This window comes from Pseudomonas sp. TMW22080, from assembly GCF_022496745.1.
Taxonomy (GTDB): domain Bacteria; phylum Pseudomonadota; class Gammaproteobacteria; order Pseudomonadales; family Pseudomonadaceae; genus Aquipseudomonas; species Aquipseudomonas bubulae.
The window spans coordinates 349,102-366,281 of the sequence record NZ_SCFF01000002.1 but is presented as its reverse complement, the minus strand read 5'-3'; the positions used below and the strand labels follow the sequence as shown (position 1 = coordinate 366,281).

The 17,180-nt window shown below is 57.7% G+C and carries 19 protein-coding genes, 1 tRNA gene and 1 pseudogene; 12 read left to right on the top strand and 9 right to left on the bottom strand.

Features of this window, described 5'->3' with window-relative positions; genetic code table 11:
- Positions 1-9: 9 nt before the first annotated feature.
- Positions 10-1,443: a tyrosine-type recombinase/integrase gene (locus tag EQV96_RS08115; protein WP_240881714.1), complete on the bottom strand. Its 1,434-nt coding sequence runs from the start codon at positions 1,441-1,443 to the stop codon at positions 10-12.
- Positions 1,444-1,486: 43 nt separating this feature from the next.
- Between EQV96_RS08115 and EQV96_RS08110 the strand changes: the two are divergent.
- Positions 1,487-1,678 (top strand): annotated as a pseudogene (locus tag EQV96_RS08110) (L-aspartate oxidase); the annotation flags it as partial.
- Here EQV96_RS08110 and EQV96_RS08105 read toward each other — a convergent pair.
- Positions 1,647-2,099, bottom strand: coding sequence for a protein YgfX (locus tag EQV96_RS08105; protein WP_095027212.1), 453 nt, complete (start codon positions 2,097-2,099; stop codon positions 1,647-1,649). The pseudogene EQV96_RS08110 and the gene EQV96_RS08105 sit on opposite strands and share 32 nt — an antisense overlap.
- Positions 2,083-2,337, bottom strand: coding sequence for a succinate dehydrogenase assembly factor 2 (locus EQV96_RS08100; RefSeq protein WP_048363403.1), 255 nt, complete (start codon positions 2,335-2,337; stop codon positions 2,083-2,085). The genes EQV96_RS08105 and EQV96_RS08100 overlap by 17 nt, the downstream gene beginning before the upstream one ends.
- Positions 2,338-2,485: 148 nt before the next feature.
- On the opposite strand from EQV96_RS08100, the gene EQV96_RS08095 reads away from it, so the two are divergent.
- A complete protein-coding gene (locus EQV96_RS08095; protein ID WP_240881713.1) occupies positions 2,486-3,430 on the top strand; it encodes a folate-binding protein in 945 nt (314 codons plus the stop codon).
- A 32-nt stretch (positions 3,431-3,462) separates the two neighbouring features.
- Positions 3,463-4,266 carry an HDOD domain-containing protein gene (locus EQV96_RS08090; protein ID WP_095001354.1) on the top strand — a complete coding sequence of 268 codons (804 nt, stop codon included), beginning with the start codon at positions 3,463-3,465 and terminating at the stop codon, positions 4,264-4,266.
- Positions 4,267-4,419: 153 nt separating this feature from the next.
- Here EQV96_RS08090 and EQV96_RS08085 read toward each other — a convergent pair whose 3' ends face one another.
- Positions 4,420-5,814: a sensor histidine kinase gene (locus EQV96_RS08085; protein WP_095001353.1), complete on the bottom strand. Its 1,395-nt coding sequence runs from the start codon at positions 5,812-5,814 to the stop codon at positions 4,420-4,422.
- On the bottom strand, positions 5,807-6,478 hold the full coding sequence (locus EQV96_RS08080; RefSeq protein WP_095020844.1) for a response regulator: 672 nt from the start codon (positions 6,476-6,478) through the stop codon (positions 5,807-5,809). The genes EQV96_RS08085 and EQV96_RS08080 overlap by 8 nt, the downstream gene beginning before the upstream one ends.
- 396 nt (positions 6,479-6,874) lie before the next feature.
- Between EQV96_RS08080 and EQV96_RS08075 the strand changes: the two genes are divergently transcribed.
- The 4 genes from EQV96_RS08075 to EQV96_RS08060 are packed head-to-tail and all read left to right on the top strand — an operon-like array spanning position 6,875 to position 10,878.
- Positions 6,875-7,810, top strand: coding sequence for a tripartite tricarboxylate transporter substrate binding protein (locus tag EQV96_RS08075; RefSeq protein ID WP_238705541.1), 936 nt, complete (start codon positions 6,875-6,877; stop codon positions 7,808-7,810).
- Positions 7,811-7,867: 57 nt separating this feature from the next.
- Positions 7,868-8,326: a tripartite tricarboxylate transporter TctB family protein gene (locus EQV96_RS08070; protein WP_095001350.1), complete on the top strand. Its 459-nt coding sequence runs from the start codon at positions 7,868-7,870 to the stop codon at positions 8,324-8,326.
- 1 nt (position 8,327) lies between these two features.
- On the top strand, positions 8,328-9,842 hold the full coding sequence (locus EQV96_RS08065; RefSeq protein ID WP_095001349.1) for a tripartite tricarboxylate transporter permease: 1,515 nt from the start codon (positions 8,328-8,330) through the stop codon (positions 9,840-9,842).
- On the top strand, positions 9,835-10,878 hold the full coding sequence (locus EQV96_RS08060; RefSeq protein WP_240881712.1) for an AbrB family transcriptional regulator: 1,044 nt from the start codon (positions 9,835-9,837) through the stop codon (positions 10,876-10,878). The genes EQV96_RS08065 and EQV96_RS08060 overlap by 8 nt, the downstream gene beginning before the upstream one ends.
- Before the next feature lie 60 nt (positions 10,879-10,938).
- On the opposite strand, the gene ung is transcribed toward EQV96_RS08060, so the two are convergent.
- The gene (gene ung / locus EQV96_RS08055; protein WP_095001347.1) at positions 10,939-11,631 is read right to left on the bottom strand and encodes a uracil-DNA glycosylase; all 693 of its coding nucleotides are present in this window, start codon (positions 11,629-11,631) and stop codon (positions 10,939-10,941) included.
- 130 nt (positions 11,632-11,761) lie between these two features.
- Here ung and EQV96_RS08050 point away from each other — a divergent pair, with 130 nt between their 5' ends.
- Positions 11,762-12,067 (top strand): hypothetical protein, encoded by a 306-nt coding sequence (locus EQV96_RS08050; protein WP_240881711.1) that lies wholly within the window; start codon positions 11,762-11,764, stop codon positions 12,065-12,067.
- A gap of 302 nt (positions 12,068-12,369) precedes the next feature.
- On the opposite strand, the gene EQV96_RS08045 is transcribed toward EQV96_RS08050, so the two are convergent.
- On the bottom strand, positions 12,370-12,807 hold the full coding sequence (locus EQV96_RS08045; protein WP_133144264.1) for a DUF3757 domain-containing protein: 438 nt from the start codon (positions 12,805-12,807) through the stop codon (positions 12,370-12,372).
- Between the two features lie 251 nt (positions 12,808-13,058).
- Between EQV96_RS08045 and EQV96_RS08040 the strand changes: the two genes are divergently transcribed.
- From EQV96_RS08040 to EQV96_RS08025, 4 genes are all read left to right on the top strand, one after another.
- Positions 13,059-13,280: a cysteine-rich CWC family protein gene (locus tag EQV96_RS08040; protein WP_095019719.1), complete on the top strand. Its 222-nt coding sequence runs from the start codon at positions 13,059-13,061 to the stop codon at positions 13,278-13,280.
- A gap of 33 nt (positions 13,281-13,313) precedes the next feature.
- The gene (locus EQV96_RS08035; RefSeq protein WP_095019718.1) at positions 13,314-14,024 is read left to right on the top strand and encodes a pseudouridine synthase; all 711 of its coding nucleotides are present in this window, start codon (positions 13,314-13,316) and stop codon (positions 14,022-14,024) included.
- A gap of 87 nt (positions 14,025-14,111) precedes the next feature.
- Positions 14,112-14,966, top strand: a complete 855-nt coding sequence (locus EQV96_RS08030; RefSeq protein ID WP_176465209.1) for an alpha/beta hydrolase — start codon at positions 14,112-14,114, stop codon at positions 14,964-14,966.
- Between the two features lie 106 nt (positions 14,967-15,072).
- A tRNA-Gly gene (locus EQV96_RS08025) sits at positions 15,073-15,146 on the top strand.
- A gap of 137 nt (positions 15,147-15,283) precedes the next feature.
- Here the strand turns inward: EQV96_RS08025 and EQV96_RS08020 are convergent.
- Together EQV96_RS08020 and EQV96_RS08015 are read right to left on the bottom strand one after the other, a co-directional pair.
- The gene (locus EQV96_RS08020) at positions 15,284-15,919 is read right to left on the bottom strand and encodes a LysE family transporter (protein WP_095001341.1); all 636 of its coding nucleotides are present in this window, start codon (positions 15,917-15,919) and stop codon (positions 15,284-15,286) included.
- Positions 15,920-16,021: 102 nt separating this feature from the next.
- Positions 16,022-17,179 (bottom strand): phosphatidylserine/phosphatidylglycerophosphate/cardiolipin synthase family protein, encoded by a 1,158-nt coding sequence (locus tag EQV96_RS08015; protein ID WP_240881709.1) that lies wholly within the window; start codon positions 17,177-17,179, stop codon positions 16,022-16,024.
- Position 17,180: the final 1 nt, after the last annotated feature.

Below are 17,180 nucleotides of genomic sequence, written 5' to 3'. Positions count from 1 at the left end.
ATCACTTGGCTATTGAAAGGCCACCTTCAAGGCCTCAGCCATACGCCCCACTTCCACAGCACTCCCCGCACCATAGAGGTCATAACTAATCGACCCCGACGAGTGCCCCAAGATCGACTCAGCGGTCCCCACAGGCACCTCAGCGGCCTTCAAGGCTCCAGCCAATGAGTGTCGCAACGAGTGGAATGTTTGGGTCCGATCAGCTTTCAACTTCAAGACATCCCGAAGGGCCCCATTGAGCACACCAGAGAATTGCCCAGCCCCCAGCGTGAACAGCCGAGTGTCGGACTTTTCGACAAACTTAAGGAACGCCTTTAGGTCAAACCCATAGGCCCCATCGGTTAACGGTACGACCCGAAGTGAATGCTTAGTCTTAGCCGTTTTGCCGTCATTCCTATTAATGTCGATGACCCACACACCTCCAACCTGCTTAACGTCAGCCTTGGTCAACTGCCTGAGCTCCTCGATACGGGTCCCAGTGATGGCCCCAAGGGACAACGCCCAGCGCTGCCATACATCAGCAGACAGGCCATTAGCGTAGGACATGAGCAACTGGACCTGATCCTGAGAGAGCGCCTCACGCGAGCTGTCAGCGTCCTTAGAGAGCTTCAGGCCCTTGTCAAAACTCTTGTCGAGATAGCCATTATGGACAGCCCAATCCATGACAGTTGATAGTCGGGTCAGCAGCTTGTTTACAGTGGAACCTTTGCGGTCCTCAAGGAGTTTTGCCTTGAGCGCCACCATGTCAGCCCGAGTGTGCTCTTTAAGATCGAGACCTCCCAGAACAGCGCTGATAGCAGCACAAGACGACTTAACATCTCTCATAGTGCTGGCCTGTACGTTGTCCTTTTGCTCCGCCATATAGAGCCCTGAGAGATGCTCGAATGTCAGAGCCTTAGAAGCGTTTACAGATAGGGACAGACAAGGGGCTACAGACGTGCCACAAGGAACACCTCTGAGTTCCTCAACGATCCCAACCAGCTTGCCCGGCCTCCCCTTCAAGCGCTCCTGAGCGGCCTCAAGGATGTCCTCGGCTTTGCTCGCGGCCCTTTGTTGATCAATGGTCATTGGCCCCTTAGCTGATGCCTCACGAAGCGACAGACGTAGCTCGTCATAGATCATCTCGTAGGCCACCAATGAGTCATCACCATGAGCCATGGTCAGGCACTCCTCAGCGATGTCAGCCAATCGCTCTCTGAGCTCATCCCATGTTGCCTCTGGGTTATCCAAGTGGAAAGCAGCGAGCGTCTTGAGGATGTCCTTGGAGATGGTCATAGCAGTGGCCTTGTCTGTGGTTCTGAGCGATAGCGTATAGAAACCCTTAGCGGTTCCTTGAGGGCGAAGGCGAAGGTAATAGCGACCAGACCGGCGATAGTGGTACGGCTTGGCGAGGGCAGTTTGTAACAGGTTTGTCCCAGTTAGGGAGTGGTGGTTGACGGTCATCGGCTGAAACCCCTGTATCCATTGGGTTTAGCCTCATAGGGTCGAGTTCTACAGCAACTACAAGGTCAGCCGTGACCTGATCGAGTTGCGCAACCTGGCGCAAGTGGCCGAGTTGATGATCCGCAGTGCCATGACCCGCAAGGAGTCGCGCGGCCTGCACTACACCCTCGACTACCCGCACATGCTCCCCGAAGCGCTGGACACTATTCTGGTGCCAGCCACCTACGCCGACTGAACTTCAGTCGCACGCGCAGGCGCCGGTGCTGATCCGGTGCCAGCGCGGCGGCCGGAATGCACACCGCACGCACCCGCCGCTCACCCGGCAAGCGAAAGCGCACCACTACCACCAGGGGTAGCGCCAGGCTGTCACGGCGCAGTTGCACGGCCTGCCAGCCTTGGTCACGACTCCACAACTGCCAGCCATCAACATCATGACGCAACCGGGTAATGGCACTGCCATGGGTCAGGCGGATATGCCTTGGCAACACCCAGGCCCCGTGAGCCAGACACAGCAATGCGCCGAGCAGGTGTGCCCAGGCAGGGATTGAAAGAAGGCAAATAGATATCAGCGCCAGCGACTGGGCTGCAAGATACGCCGCCAGCAATTGCCCCGAGGCATGCCAGCGGCATTCAAAATAATTACTTGGGCTGGACACGGTCCAGAATCATCCGGACCATGCGCTGCAGCTCAGGGTCCTCGGACTCGCTGCGCTCCATAAACCAGCCAAACATGTCCTGGTCTTCGCACTCCAGCAGCTTGCGATAGCATTCGCGGTCTACGTCATTAAGGGTGGCGTACACCTCCTTGACGAAAGGCACCAGCAACACATCAAGTTCAAGCATGCCGCGGCGGCTGTGCCAGTAGAGACGATTGAGTTCAACATCTTCGACCATGGAGCGCTCCTCAAATAGAACGCAAGTATACAGGCCGATCCGTCATAGAACAGTCGGCTTTGGTCGGCCCCGTCCATCCTTTGCGAACTACCCATTTGCAGGGCGCACCTCTATGATGTGTTCCAGACTTATTCAACTGCGATGACCCATGGCCGACTCTGCTTTTTTTTGCACCCTGAACCACGAAGGCATCCTTGCTGTGATCGGCAACGACGCCAGCAAGTTTCTGCAAGGGCAGCTGACCTGCAACCTCAACTATTTGAGTGAAACCAGCTCAAGCCTTGGCGCCCGCTGCACGCAAAAAGGCCGTATGCAGTCGAGCTTTCGCATCGTACTGCAAGACAACGGCTGCCTGCTGGCAATGGCGCGCGAACTGGTTGAACCGCAGTTGGCGGACCTGAAAAAGTACGCGGTGTTCTCCAAGTCCAAACTGACCGATGACAGTGCCAACTGGGTACGCTTTGGCCTGGTAAATGCCGACTCGGTGCTGCAAAGCCTGGGCCTGGACCTGCCAGCTGAAACTGACAGCGTTGCCCGCGCCAGCGACCTGATCGCCATTCGCGCTTCTGAAGGCCGCGCGGAACTCTGGGCCCCTGTCGAACAGACTGAAAGCCTCGTTCAGCACCTCAAGGCACAGCTGCCCGAGGCCGACCTCAACCAATGGCTGCTGGGCCAGGTTCGCGCCGGCATTGGCCAGGTCATGGCCCAAACCCGTGAGTTGTTCATTCCGCAAATGATCAACCTGCAGGCCGTAGGCGGTGTCAGCTTCAAAAAAGGCTGCTACACCGGCCAGGAAATCGTTGCCCGCATGCAATACCTGGGCAAACTCAAACGCCACCTCTACCGCCTGTCCCTTGAGGCGGGGCATGCTGCGCCCGCCCCCGGCACGCCGCTGTTTACCCCGTCCCACGCCAGTTCCGTGGGCGAAGTGGTACTGGCCGCTAACGCCGAAAACGGTGTTGAGCTGCTAGCCGTGCTGACCAGCGATGCTGCGCAAGCCGGAGATATTCACTTGGGTGACCTGCAAGGCCCTGGCCTTTCACTGCTTGAGCTGCCGTATCAACTGGACCGCGATCGCGAAATCCAGCGTTGATTGCCACACATTGAAATGCAGTACCTAGAGAAATGAGCATGCTGGCGCACAGAGTCCAAATGGACTTGCTTAAGGCCATTGATAGAGATGACCTGGTTCTACCCACACTACCGGAAGTAGCGTTAAACATTCGCAAGGCCGCGGAAAACCCTGAAATCAGCGTCAGTAACTTGAGCAAGGTCATAGGTCGTGACACCGCGCTGTCAGCCCGACTGATCAAAGTGGTCAACAGCCCGATGTTGCGTGCCACCCGTGAGGTGACTGACCTGCACACGGCCATCACCCGCCTGGGTGTTAACTACAGCAGCAATCTGGCGATCGGGCTGGTGATGGAGCAGATTTTCCATGCCCGCTCCGAGGTGGTCGAGCAGAAAATGCGCGATGTATGGCGCCAGAGCCTGGAAGTGGCCGGCATCTGCTACACCCTGTGCCGCCGTCATACCTTGCTCAAGCCTGACCAGGCGGCACTGGGCGGCCTGGTGCACCAGATCGGCGTCTTGCCCATCCTGACCTACGCCGAAGAGCACAACGAACTGCTTTCCGATCCGGTTTCGCTTAACCACGTCATCGACAGCATTCACCCGCTGATTGGTGACAAGCTGCTGGCAGGCTGGGAGTTTCCGGAAATGCTGCTAAAGATTCCCGGGCAGTATCAGGACTTTTCCCGGCAAACCAAAGCCATCGACTACATCGATCTGGTGCAAATCGCTACCGTGTTTATGGGGCAAGACATGGAAGCACTGGTCGCCCTGCCCGCGCTCAAGAAGTTGAAGGTGCAAGCTGATGACCTGAAGTTTCAGGAGCAACTGCACGAAGCGCGCTGGATGCTTATCTGAACCTCTGAATCTGTGGGAGCGGGCTTGCTCGCGATGCAGACGACGCGGTCTGTCAGTTACACCGAATCGATTCAATCGCGGGCAAGCCCGCTCCCACAGGGGATTTGACGCCGGGTCGACTGGCCAGGGTATTTATCCATCCATGTCACAGGACTAGCGCCCATTGGCCGGCACAAAACTCACCCGCACTTTCAACCCGCCCTGCACGCCATCATGCAAACTGATATGGGCAAGGTGGGCGCGACAGATTTCACCCACAATCGCCAGCCCCAGCCCCGACCCGGCCACCTGCTGATTACGTCGATAGAAGCGTTCAAATACCCGTTCGCGATCTTCATGGGGAATGCCCGGACCATCATCTTCGACTTCCAGCACGGCAGGCGCTGTCACGCGCAAAATCACATTGCCACCCACCGGTGTGTGAGCCATGGCGTTGTCCACCAGATTGCTCAGCAGTTCATGCAGCAACGTAGGCTCACCGTACAGCCAGACCGGCTGGTCGGCCTCAAGCGCCAGGGCAAACCCGCGGGCATGGGCCAGCGGCGCCATGGCCATGCCCAGCTCGCGGGCCAACTGACTCAGGTCGAGCAACTGCGCACCGCCTTCGGCAATAGCCCGGGCGCCGTTTTCGATGCGCGCCAGCGACAGCAACTGATTGGCCAAATGGGTCAACCGGTCCGTACCCTGGGCCGCTTGCTCAAGGGTATGGCGCAAGGTCTGCGGTTCCTTTGCACGCAAGCCCAATTCAAGCTGGGCCTTGAGGACTGCCAGAGGTGTGCGCAACTCATGGGCAGCGTCAGCAATAAACTGCGCCTGACGAGCGAACTGCCCACGCAAACGCTCGGTAAAATGATTGAGTGCCTGCACCAATGGCCGTAGTTCTCGCTGCACCGACACCAGCGGCAAGGGTCGCAGATCATCCATCTCGCGCTCCTCCACGGCGCTGCGCAAACGCTCCAGCGGGCGCAGTGCGGCGCTTACGGCAAACCACACCACCAGTAATGCCCCCAACCCCAGCATGCCCAGGCGCAGCAAGGTGTCCGCCATCAAGCTACGGGCCATGGCCACCCGTGCTTCGTCGGTCTCGGCCACACGAATTTCCGCCATGCCGTTCATGCTGGGTTCGCTCACAGCCTTGAGCAAACTCACAACGCGCACGTTCTGGCCGAGATAAGTGCCATCATAAAAACGCGCCAACGCCGGATAATCATCGGTCCGCGGCGTGCCAGCTGGCGGCGCGGGCAGATTTTCATAACCGGAAATCAGCTTCTGATGAATATCATTGACCTGGTAGTAGATTCGCCCGGCGCTGTCGTAGGCAAAGGTATCAAGGGCAACGTAGGGCACATCCGCACTCAGGCTGCCATCACGCTGCGAGAGCCCGGCGGCAATGGTTCGTGCCGATGCCAGCAGGGTTCGGTCATACGCCGTATCGGCGGCCTCGCGACCGTTGAAGTAAGCGCTCAAGCTGCTCGCCAGCATCAACACAACCAGCAACAGCGTAAGGTGCCACAACAGGCTCCAGCGCAAGCTGTCGAGCTTAAACATCGCGGCCTTCCAGCAAATACCCCAGGCCCCTGAACGTCACGATCGCCACTGCCTGGCCGTCGAGTTTTTTACGCAGTCGGTGAATGTAAATCTCGATGGCGTCCGGGCTTGCCTCCTCATCCAGGCCAAACACCTGAGCGGCCAGTTGCTCCTTGCTCATGACCCTGCCAGGGCGCGCTATCAGCGCTTCCAGTACCGCCTGCTCGCGGGAGGTCAGCACCAGCAGCTCATCACCAAGGGTGAAGCGCCGGGTTCCGAGGTCGTACACCAGGGCGCCGCATTGCTGCAGCCGCTCACCACCCAGCACACTGCGACGCAGCAGCGCCTTGACCCGGGCTTCCAGCTCCGTCAGCTCAAATGGCTTGGCCAGGTAATCATCGGCCCCTAGGTTAAGCCCGTGAACCCGGTCCTTGACGTCACTGCGCGCAGTCAACATCAACACCGGCAAGGTTTTGCCACGAGCCCGTAAACGCGCCAGGACTTCAAAGCCATCCATGCGCGGCAAGCCTACATCCAGAATCGCCACGGCATATTCTTCACTGCTCAAGGCCAGGTCGGCGGCCACGCCATCATGCAGAACATCCACGGTCAGGCCCATGCCTTTCAGGGCTTGGGCAACACTCTCGGCCAGCTGTAGCTGATCTTCGACCAAAAGCACACGCATCGGTTTTACCTCGATTTTTTGTCCAGGCCGCAGCCTTTTGTGCGCGGAGTGTACAGACGGCAGGAGTGCTGTGAAGCGCAAAAACAGTGAATCTGTTTTGAAAGGTTAGCGAAAGGTTGGCCGGCTAGCATCACGAGACTGACAGTAATCCCTGTCGCCGTCATGCACTGCATAACGGCCCGAAAAACGCCTTGAAGCGTTTTCGCCAATAAGAACAATAATGGAGCACCTGCATGCTGACTTATCAGCCCGAAGCCCTTCATCCCTGTATTCCCCCCCTACCCGCGCTCTGTCGCGATGATTTCGCACACCCCAAAACTGCCCTATAAAAATAAAAGCTCCTGAGGAGACGATATGAAATTCCCCCTGCGCACTCTGGCTATTGCGGCCGGCTGCATGCTCTTCACTGGCCAACTGCTGGCTGAACCCAAACGCCCCGAATGCATTGCCCCGGCGTCCCCTGGCGGTGGCTTTGACCTGACCTGCAAACTGGCGCAAAGCGCACTGGTCAACGAGAAGCTGCTGAGCAAACCCATGCGTGTGACCTACATGCCGGGTGGCGTGGGGGCTGTTGCCTACAACGCCGTGGTCGCCCAGCGCCCGGCCGATGCTGGCACCCTGGTAGCCTGGTCCAGTGGCTCATTGCTTAACCTGGCCCAGGGCAAGTTCGGCCGCTTCGATGAAAGCGCCGTACGCTGGCTGGCAGCGGTCGGCACCAGCTACGGGGCCATTGCGGTGAAGAAGGACTCGCCCTACAAAAATCTCGATGATCTGGTTCAGGCCCTGAAAAAAGACCCGAGCAAAGTGGTCATTGGCTCAGGCGGCACCGTGGGCAGCCAGGACTGGATGCAGACCGCCCTGATCGCCAAGGCCGCCGGGATCAACCCCCGTGACCTGCGTTATGTGGCCCTAGAGGGTGGCGGTGAAATCGCTACCGCGCTGCTGGGTGGCCATATTCAGGTAGGCAGTACAGATATTTCCGACTCCATGCCCCATATCCAGAGCGGTGATATGCGCCTGCTCGCCGTATTCGCCAACGAGCGCCTCGATGAGCCGGAGATGAAGGACATCCCGACGGCCAAGGAACAGGGCTACGACATTGTCTGGCCTGTCGTACGCGGCTTCTACCTGGGGCCAAAAGTCAGCGATGCAGAGTACGCCTGGTGGAAAGAGGCTTTTGACAAGCTGCTGGCCTCCGAAGATTTCGCCACTTTGCGTGATCAGCGCGAACTGTTCCCCTTCGCCATGACCGGCCCGGAGCTGGACACCTATGTGAAAAAGCAGGTGGCTGACTACAAAGTACTGGCCCAGGAATTCGGCCTGATCCAGTAACCGCCGCCGACCACTGGCTGTGCCCTTGCACCCAGGGGCACAGCCCAGGAGTGAACCATGCTTGCACAACGCGTATTTGCTTCGGCCCTGCTGCTTGTCTGCGCCGGTTTGGCGGCGATGGCCTGGCCTTATCAGGCAGCCTTTTCCTACGAACCCGTTGGTCCTCGCGCTTTCCCTTTGCTGATGCTGGCATTAATGGGATTGGGGCTGGCCTACATGATCTTTCGCCCCTCCCCCGTGGTGCACAGCGAAGATGACCCCAAACTGGATCGTGAAACCCTGACCAAGATCGGCCTGTGTATCGTGCTGTTGCTGATCTTCGCCGGCACCTTCGAACCTCTCGGTTTTATCCTCAGCAGCATCCTGGTCGGCATCCCGCTGGCGCGTCTGTATGGCGGTCGCTGGCTGCCCAGCAGCGTGATCATCAGCTTGGTGAGCGTTGGCCTTTATTTACTCTTTGATAAAGCCATGGACGTTCCGCTGCCGCTTGGCCTGCTCGACGTTCTGGAGGACTGATATGGATACTTTCGGCTATTTGGGCCAGGGCTTCGGCGTCGCGCTCAGCCCGTACAATCTGGTCACAGCCCTGTGCGGCACCTTGATCGGCACCGTGGTCGGCCTGCTGCCGGGGCTTGGCCCAATCAACGGGGTCGCCCTGCTGATCCCCATCGCATTTGCCTTGGGCCTGCCACCGGAATCGGCGCTGATCCTGCTGGCGGCGGTGTATCTGGGCTGTGAATACGGCGGGCGTATCAGCTCGATCCTGCTGAACATCCCTGGCGAAGCTTCGACCGTGATGACCACCCTCGACGGCTACCCGATGGCGCGTAAAGGCCTGGCTGGCGTGGCGTTGTCGCTGTCGGCCTGGAGCTCATTTATTGGCGCCTTTATCGCCACCTGCGGCATGGTGCTGTTTGCTCCGCTACTGGCCAAGTGGGCGATAGCCTTCGGCCCGGCGGAGTATTTCGTGCTGATGGTGTTTGCCATTGTCTGCCTCGGCGGCATGGCCGGGGACCGTCCGCTCAAAACCTTTATCGCTGCGCTTATCGGCCTGTTTCTGGCCTGCGTGGGGATTGATGCCAACAGTGGCGTATACCGCTTCACCGGCGACAACATCCACCTGACTGACGGCATTCAATTTGTCGTGCTGGTACTGGGTTTGTTCTCCATCAGCGAAATCCTGTTGCTGCTGGAAAAAACCCATCGCGGCCAGGAAGCGGTTAAGGCCACCGGACGCATGATGTTCAATTTCAAGGAAGCGTCTGCGGTATTCGCGGTGAATATCCGTTGCGGGTTGCTCGGTTTTATCATGGGCGTTCTGCCGGGTGCAGGTGCCACACTAGCCAGCGCTGTGTCCTATATGACGGAAAAACGCCTGGCGGGTACTTCCGGCAAATTCGGCGAGGGTGACATGCGCGGTCTGGCGGCCCCCGAAACCGCAATCGGTGCTTCCGCTTGTGGGGCGCTGGTACCCATGCTGACCCTGGGCGTGCCGGGTTCGGGCACCACGGCAGTGATGATCGGCGCCCTCTCGCTGTACAACATCACCCCCGGCCCGCTGTTGTTTCAGCAGCAGCCGGATATCGTCTGGGGTCTGATCGCGTCATTGTTTATCGCCAACGTCATGCTGGTGATCCTCAACATCCCGATGATCCGTATCTTCACCCGGATTCTGTCGGTGCCTAACTGGGCGCTGGTGCCCGCAATCGCCATCATCACGGCCATTGGTGTATACGCCGTGCACGCGACCACCTTCGATCTGTTCCTGATGATCGGTATCGGCATCTTCGGCTATATCCTGCGCAAGCTCGACTTCCCGCTGTCTCCGGTATTGTTGGGGTTCATTCTGGGCGGGCTGATGGAGCAGAACCTGCGTCGCGCACTGTCGATATCCAACGGTGCGCTGGATATCCTGTGGGCGAGCCCGATCACCCTGGGTGTCTGGGTACTGACGACAATCATGTTGTTGCTGCCTGTCATACGTATCTGGCGCAAACGCAGCGCTCAACGTCGCGCCCTGGCCAATGCCTGATTCAGGACTCAAGCACTGGTGGGGCACGCCGCTGATCGGCCTGGCTGGCGGCTACCTCGCCAGCCAGATCGGCTGGCCGTTACCGTGGATGGTCGGCTCTCTGCTGGCGATCATCCTGGTGCGTTGCCTGACACCCTGGCAACTGGCCGAGATTCCCGGCGGGCGTAAATGCGGGCAGTGGATTGTGGGCATCGGTATCGGCCTGCATTTCACACCTGTGGTGATGGAGCAGGTGCTGGCGCATTTCTGGCTGATCCTGGCGGGCGCCCTGCTCACCAGTGTGTCGAGTGTGATCGGTGTATGGCTGATGCGCCGCAGCGGTGAGGATCGCGCCACTGCGTTCTTCTCCAGCATGCCCGGCGGTTCGGGGGAGATGGTCAACCTCGGCGCACGCAATGGCGCCGTATTGAGCCGCGTCGCTGCTGGGCAGAGCCTGCGCGTACTGACCGTTGTGCTGTGCGTTCCGGCAGCCTTCAAGTACCTGCTGGGCGAAGGTGCTCCTGCCGTACACCCTGCCTCGATTAACTTCTATTGGCTGGCGTTATTGTTTCCGGCAGGTGCCTTGCTGGCCTGGATCTGGCAACGCCTGCGCCAGCCAAACCCGTGGCTGTTCGGGCCGCTGCTGGTCAGTGCCAGCGTGAGTATTCTGTGGGATTTGCATATAGGCCTGCCAGACGGCAGCAGCCAGATGGGGCAGTGGCTGATTGGCAGCGGGCTGGGCTGTCATTTCAATCGGGCATTCTTTCGACGGGCGCCGTCTTTTATCGGTAAAACCCTGCTGGGCACAGCCCTGACCATGTTGATAGCCAGCCTGTGCGCACTGGGCTTGAGTGCCCTTACCCAACTCGATCTGCGCTCGATGACCCTGGGGATGATGCCGGGCGGCATTGCAGAAATGAGCCTCACCGCAGAAACATTGCAACTGTCAGTGCCCTTGGTTACCGCGTTGCAGGTGATGCGCCTGATCTTCGTGCTGTTTTTGGCTGAACCCCTGTTCCGCTATTGGGCTCGCCAGGATGAAGCCAACCCTTCCTGACAACAAGTGCTGGCACACCGGCTATTGCGCTGAGTGTGCCTTGTACCGCTGAGTCATGACTTAAACCGGTGGCAGTTTCCAGTCGATCGCAGCCAGGCCGTTTTGCTCAAGGAACTTGTTGGTTCGGCTGAAGTGGCCGTTGCCTATAAAGCCCCGATACGCCGATAGCGGCGATGGATGCACCGACGTCAGCACCAGGTGTTTGGTCGCATCGATCAGTTTTTGCTTGCTCTGGGCATGGGCGCCCCACAGCAGGAACACCAGCTTGGGTTGCTGCTCGCTGACCACCTGGATAATCCGGTCAGTAAAATGCTCCCAGCCCTTCTTGGCATGGGAGGCGGCATTGGCGCGCTCCACCGTCATCGTGGTATTGAGCAGCAAAACGCCCTGCTCTGCCCAATGTTGCAAGCAGCCGTGAGGGGCGATATCAATATTCAGGTCACGCTTGAGCTCTTTATAGATATTGACCAGCGACGGCGGTGTCGGGATACCGGGCTGTACTGAAAAACACAAACCATGGGCCTGACCGGGGCCGTGATAAGGGTCCTGACCAAGAATGACCACCTTGATCTTGTCCAGCGGCGTCAGGTTAAGGGCATTGAAAATAAGCGGACCCGGTGGGTAAATCTCTTTTCCGGCCGCATGTTCCTGGCGCAGGAACTCGCGCAGCTCGGCCATGTAAGGTTTATCGAACTCCTCACGCAATGCCTGTTTCCAGACAGGTTCAAGTTTTATACGGTCATCCGGGGTCATGGGTAAGTCCTGAGAAACAATGGGGCGGACACTAGAAAACCCCGTCCCTGTTGTCAACATCCCCATCCGTCGCGTCCGGCGCCATGCAAGCGGGTCAGGTGCTTGTGCCGGGGTCATTGCCGGTTCGACCGTGAACGCTGATCTTGCTGAACCTTTAATACTGAATGAGGGGTGCCTGAACCTCTTGCACAAGCACAGGGCTATTAATCCCTTGATGATTCAGCTGTTCGCGCTGAATAAGCGGCGCCTGAACCTCTCGCACAAGCACAGGACTATTGACCCCTTGCTGATTCAGCTGTTCGCGCTGAATAAGCGGCGCCTGAACCTCTCGCACAAGCACAGGGCTATTGATCCTTTGCTGATTCAGCTTTTCGCGCCGAATAAGCGGCGCCTTAACTTTTTGCCTGACCACAGGGCTATTTACGCCCTGATTTAACAGTGGGGCGGAACGCACGTCGGCTCGCTGATGGTGCCTGGGATACACAGGATAATTTATACAGGCAGACAGGGATGCACTTATTAAAACAACAGCCATAACTCGAATATACATACAAACCTCTCAAACCAAAGACAGTGCTCCCGCCCCATCGAAAGATATAAAAAACCGCGCACACTTCATTCAATATCTAAGAAACCAACCAAACACTCTCGAATTTACACCCCACAGCCATGCAGAGTAGTCAGCCAGACTCCCTGCCTGGCCGCATCAGCTGGATAAGGCATTACCGGACACGCAAATCAATTCCGTACCGAAAACGAACACCCATTGGTGTCAGATGAGTTGCATTCATAAAAAGCCAGCCCAAACCCGCTGGTATACATCTTCCAGTTTCTAGCCTCCACCAGAGTCATGGCGTCACCGGAAGCATCCGGATTATTATAATGCAAGTTCAGAAGTGACCTGTCCGCCGCCCTGTACTCGCAGTACCCGATCCGCCCCGTAGACCCTGCCTCGTTATTGGCTGGATAAAAAACAGCGGCTTCGAATGTTTGCAACGGTGACGCTGTCGGGGCGCTTGCCACAGCGATCCATTCAGCTGCGGAAGCATTGGCTGGCGCCGTATAGATACCATTTCTGAGCGTCACGGTTTCAGCACGCGGACAACTTTCAACCACACTGGCTAAAGAAACCGAAGAATAAAACAACATCGCACACAACAAGTACACGTATTTCATATACGCCCCCAATCAAATACTGAAAATTGTTCACGACAAGCAACTTGCCGCCCCCCCCAATCCTAAACGGACATTATTATTTAACAACAGGTTATTATGTAGGGAATTTCCTGAGGATACGTGCGATCTTCTTTATCCTCAGCACCTAATCAAAAAGACCCAACCTCCACACTGATTATAAATAACGATCGTTTTCCTACCCTTGTAAGGATTATTATCAAGCCATCAACTATTTCCATGGACATGCTGAAATGACCACCCCTGACCTGTGCCCAGCATGCGGCGCTCGAAACGACTGCTCCATGGCCAGCCCGGATATCGCGGCTCAATCCTGCTGGTGCCATACCGTCAATATTGATCCCAAGGTCATACAGGCATTACCACTTGAGCTACGTGACCTCGCCTGCCTGTGCCCACGTTGCGCGAACGTTGCAAGTCAATTGCCGCCTGCACGGGCGCAGAGCCTCACGTAAGATACGCGCATGAATTCCTTGTGATTGATCGCTATGCGTTTAGACCGTTTTCTGAGCAACCGCCCCCAGTTCAACCGCCAGCAAGTACGCTTGCTCCTGATAGAGAAGCGCATCCAGGTTGATGGGCAGGTTATCTGCGATCCACGTCACGAAATCCGGGCATTCAGCCAGGTTGAGTTCGACGGGCAAATCTTGCAGGCAGGCAAACCGGCGCGTTACTTCATGCTGCACAAGCCACCCGGATGTGTAAGCGCCACCCAGGATGCGGAACATCCTACGGTGATCGACTTGCTGGATGAGCCGGACAAACACGACCTGCATATCGCAGGTCGGCTGGACTTCAACACCAGCGGGTTGATGCTGATTACCAATGACGGCCAATGGTCGCGTCATGTCACTCAGCCCGAGACCAAGATGCCCAAGGTGTATTACGTCGAGACCGAGCAGGAAATTACCAACGCGTATATCAGCAAATTTCGTGAGGGCGTCTATTTCGCTTTTGAAGACCTGACCACGCAGCCCGCCGGGCTGGAACTGCTTGGCCCTTGCAGTGCGCGCCTGAGCATCGTTGAGGGCCGTTATCATCAGGTCAAACGCATGTTTGGCTTCTTCAACAACAAGGTCGTGCGCCTGCACCGCGAAAGCATCGGCCCCTTGGTGCTCGACAGCCTGCTGGCCCCCGGCGAGTACCGGGCGCTGAGCGAGCAGGAAGTGGTGCAATTCCAACCCACTCCAGCAAATTAGCCGGCAACGAGGCCCACCCCTTTCTGTAACAATCACAGAGCACCATGAGTCAGACCGACGCTCGATTCACTGGAGTCTGACGCCATGATGAAGCCCGAAATTGCCGTGCTCGACATTCAAGGCCAATACCGTATCCATACCGAGCTTTATCGTTGCGATACGGCGCTAAACACCATCATCCTGGTGAATGGTTCGATGGCCACCACTGCGTCCTTTGGCCAGACCCTGAAAAACCTCCACCCGCATTTAAACGTTGTTCTCTATGACCAGCCCTACGCGGGCAACTCCAGACCTCATAACCCTCATCAGAAGATGCTGACGAGGGAAATAGAAGCTCAAATTTTGCTGGAGCTGATAGAGCATTTTGACGCGAACTACCTGCTGTCATTTTCATGGGGCGGGACAGCGGCACTTACCGCCCTGGCGTGTGTGCCGCGACGCATCGAAAAGGCCGTGATCAGTTCGTTTTCGCCGCTGATCAACGACGCCATGCGCGATTACCTGGAGCGTGGCCGTCATTGCCTGGCAGCTTGCAACCGCACTCAGGTGGGCAATCTGGTCAACGACACACTGGGCAAGCATTTGCCGCCATTGTTCAAGCGTTTCAACTTCAGGCACGTCAGCAGCCTGGCCGAGCATGAATACGCGCAAATGCACTTTCATATAGACCAGGTCCTGAACAACGATCAGCAAGGCTTTCTCAGTGCCACGCAGGGTATCGATATACCGGTGCTGTTTATCAATGGCCAATGGGACGAATACACCGTGGCCAGCGACGCCCGGCACTTTGCCCAGCCGATTGCCAACAGCCGGTTCATCAGCCTGGAAAACACCGGGCATTTTCTCGATATGGAAAACAGGAGCGCCAGCCACAGCAGTAAAAACGCCCTGCTCGAGTTTTTAAAGCCAACCCGACCTCACCCACCCTCACTGTCGTTGTGAGGGTGCTCGAGGCAATCAGCAGAACGAAAAAGCTGCTAAAACAACACATTTCAAGAATAAAACTTCTCATCGCTGCCATCTTCTGGTACAAAGTCAGCCGCTCTGAGCGGGTGTCGTATAATGGTATTACTCCAGCTTCCCAAGCTGATCACGCGGGTTCGATTCCCGCCACCCGCTCCACTTCTTCCTAGCTTTCAATCTACTTGAAAGCTTCGCTACACAGCAAAATCCTGCAACTGCATTGCCATCCAAGCCCTACCCCACCCTTTTTCATCCCCGATGACATTGTCCACACTGCATCCCCCCTGCCCGTTATTTCAAACGATCGCTTGCAACAATCCGGGCAGCGCATGCATCAGCGCACTGATGGCAAAGCCGATAAACATCACCCCGCACAGCCGGGTAATCAGTAACTCATGGCGCTGATAGAGCGCCCTGACATGGCCGGCGCCAACAACACCCACCAGAATCATGTAGGCCAGCGCCCCACCCACAAAGCTCAACGCAATCAACCAGGGCAACATGGCCCAGGTCAGTAACTCTGCGCGGCTGGACAACAGCGCAGTGAATGTCGCCACTGCCACCGGATACGCTTTGGGGTTGGTCAATCCGAAGAAAATCCCGTGGGCAAACGGCTGTCGCGCCGGGCCTTGTTGAGCACTGCTGCTGCCCTGGGCGCGAACGGCACGCAGGCCCAGCCAGAAAAGGTACAAGCCGCTGATCAAGCCCAGCACGTTGAAGGCAGTGCTGCCAAATTCACGTGCGCCGACGATGGCAATCAACGCCGTGCTGCACCAGATCACATCGCCGAGCAAATGCCCGCACAGAAAACCGGCGCCGGCACGTCGCCCACGGGCAGCGCCAATGCCGAAAACAGCCAGCACGCCCGGGCCCGGCGTGATCCCATAGATAAAGCCTGAGGCCAGAACGGCCAATAACAACGAAGGTGTCATGCAAAACGCTCCAGATAATCATGCCTCACGTTCGTCCGCTGCCGTGAAGTGGCTCGATTTTGCACGTTATCAACGCTTAAGTAACCGCGTGCAGGGCGAAATTCAGTGGCGCCGCCCCAAAATATTCACCACCAGCCGGTCAACCCAGCCCCAGATGCGCTGCTTCACCCGTCGCCAGAGGGGGCGTGATTGCCAGTCTTGCAGGCTGACGGGCTGACTTTGGGCGAAGTCGGCGATAAAGCTGGCCGCCACCGCCTGGGTAAGCGCCGGATCCAGCGCCTCAAGGTTGGCTTCAAGGTTGAAACGCAGGTTCCAGTGGTCAAAATTGCATGAGCCAACGCTGACCCAATCGTCGATCAGGACCATTTTCAAATGCAGAAAACAGGGCTGATATTCCAGTATCTGCACTCCGGTCTTGAGCAGCCGCGGGTAATAACGGTGCCCGGCGTAGCGCACCGAAGGGTGGTCTGTGCGCGGCCCGGTGAGCAGCAGCCGCACATCGACACCCCGCGCTGCTGCCCGGCGCAATGAACGGCGCACGCTCCAGGTCGGCAGAAAGTAAGGCGTGGCCAGCCAGATGCGCTGCTTGGCGCTGTTGATCGCGCGCACCAGCGATTGCAGGATATCGCGATGTTGATGGGCATCGGCGTAGGCCACGCGCCCCATACCCTCAGCCTCGTCGGGCACACCGGGCAAGCGCGCCAGGCCGAAGTGGGTCGCCGGTTTCCAGGCCTTGCGGCTGATATTGGCCCGCCACTGGCGATCAAACAGCATCTGCCAGTCCAGCACCAGCGGACCTTGCATCTGCACCATCACCTCATGCCAGTCGCAGCTGTTTTCAGTGGGGCGCCAGAACTCATCGGTGACGCCGGTGCCACCCACCACAGCCAATTGCTGATCCACCAACAACAGCTTGCGATGATCGCGATACAGATTGTTGAGGCCACGGCGCCAGCTCAGCGGGTTGTAATGCCGCAGCTCAACCCCGGCTTCGATCAGCCTGCGGCGCAACGCCGGGCCCAATCCCAGACTTCCGTAGGCGTCAAACAGGCAACGCACCCGCACCTCGCGCCAGGCCGCCTGTTCCAGGGCTTGGACGATGGTTTCGGCACAGTCACCGGCCTCAACCAGATACAACTCCAGATCGATCTGCTCCTGAGCCTGTTCAATGACGGCCAGCATGCGCGGGAAAAACTGCGGCCCGTCGATCAGCAACTCAAAACTATTGTCACTGCGCCAGCCAAACACTGCGCCGGCCATC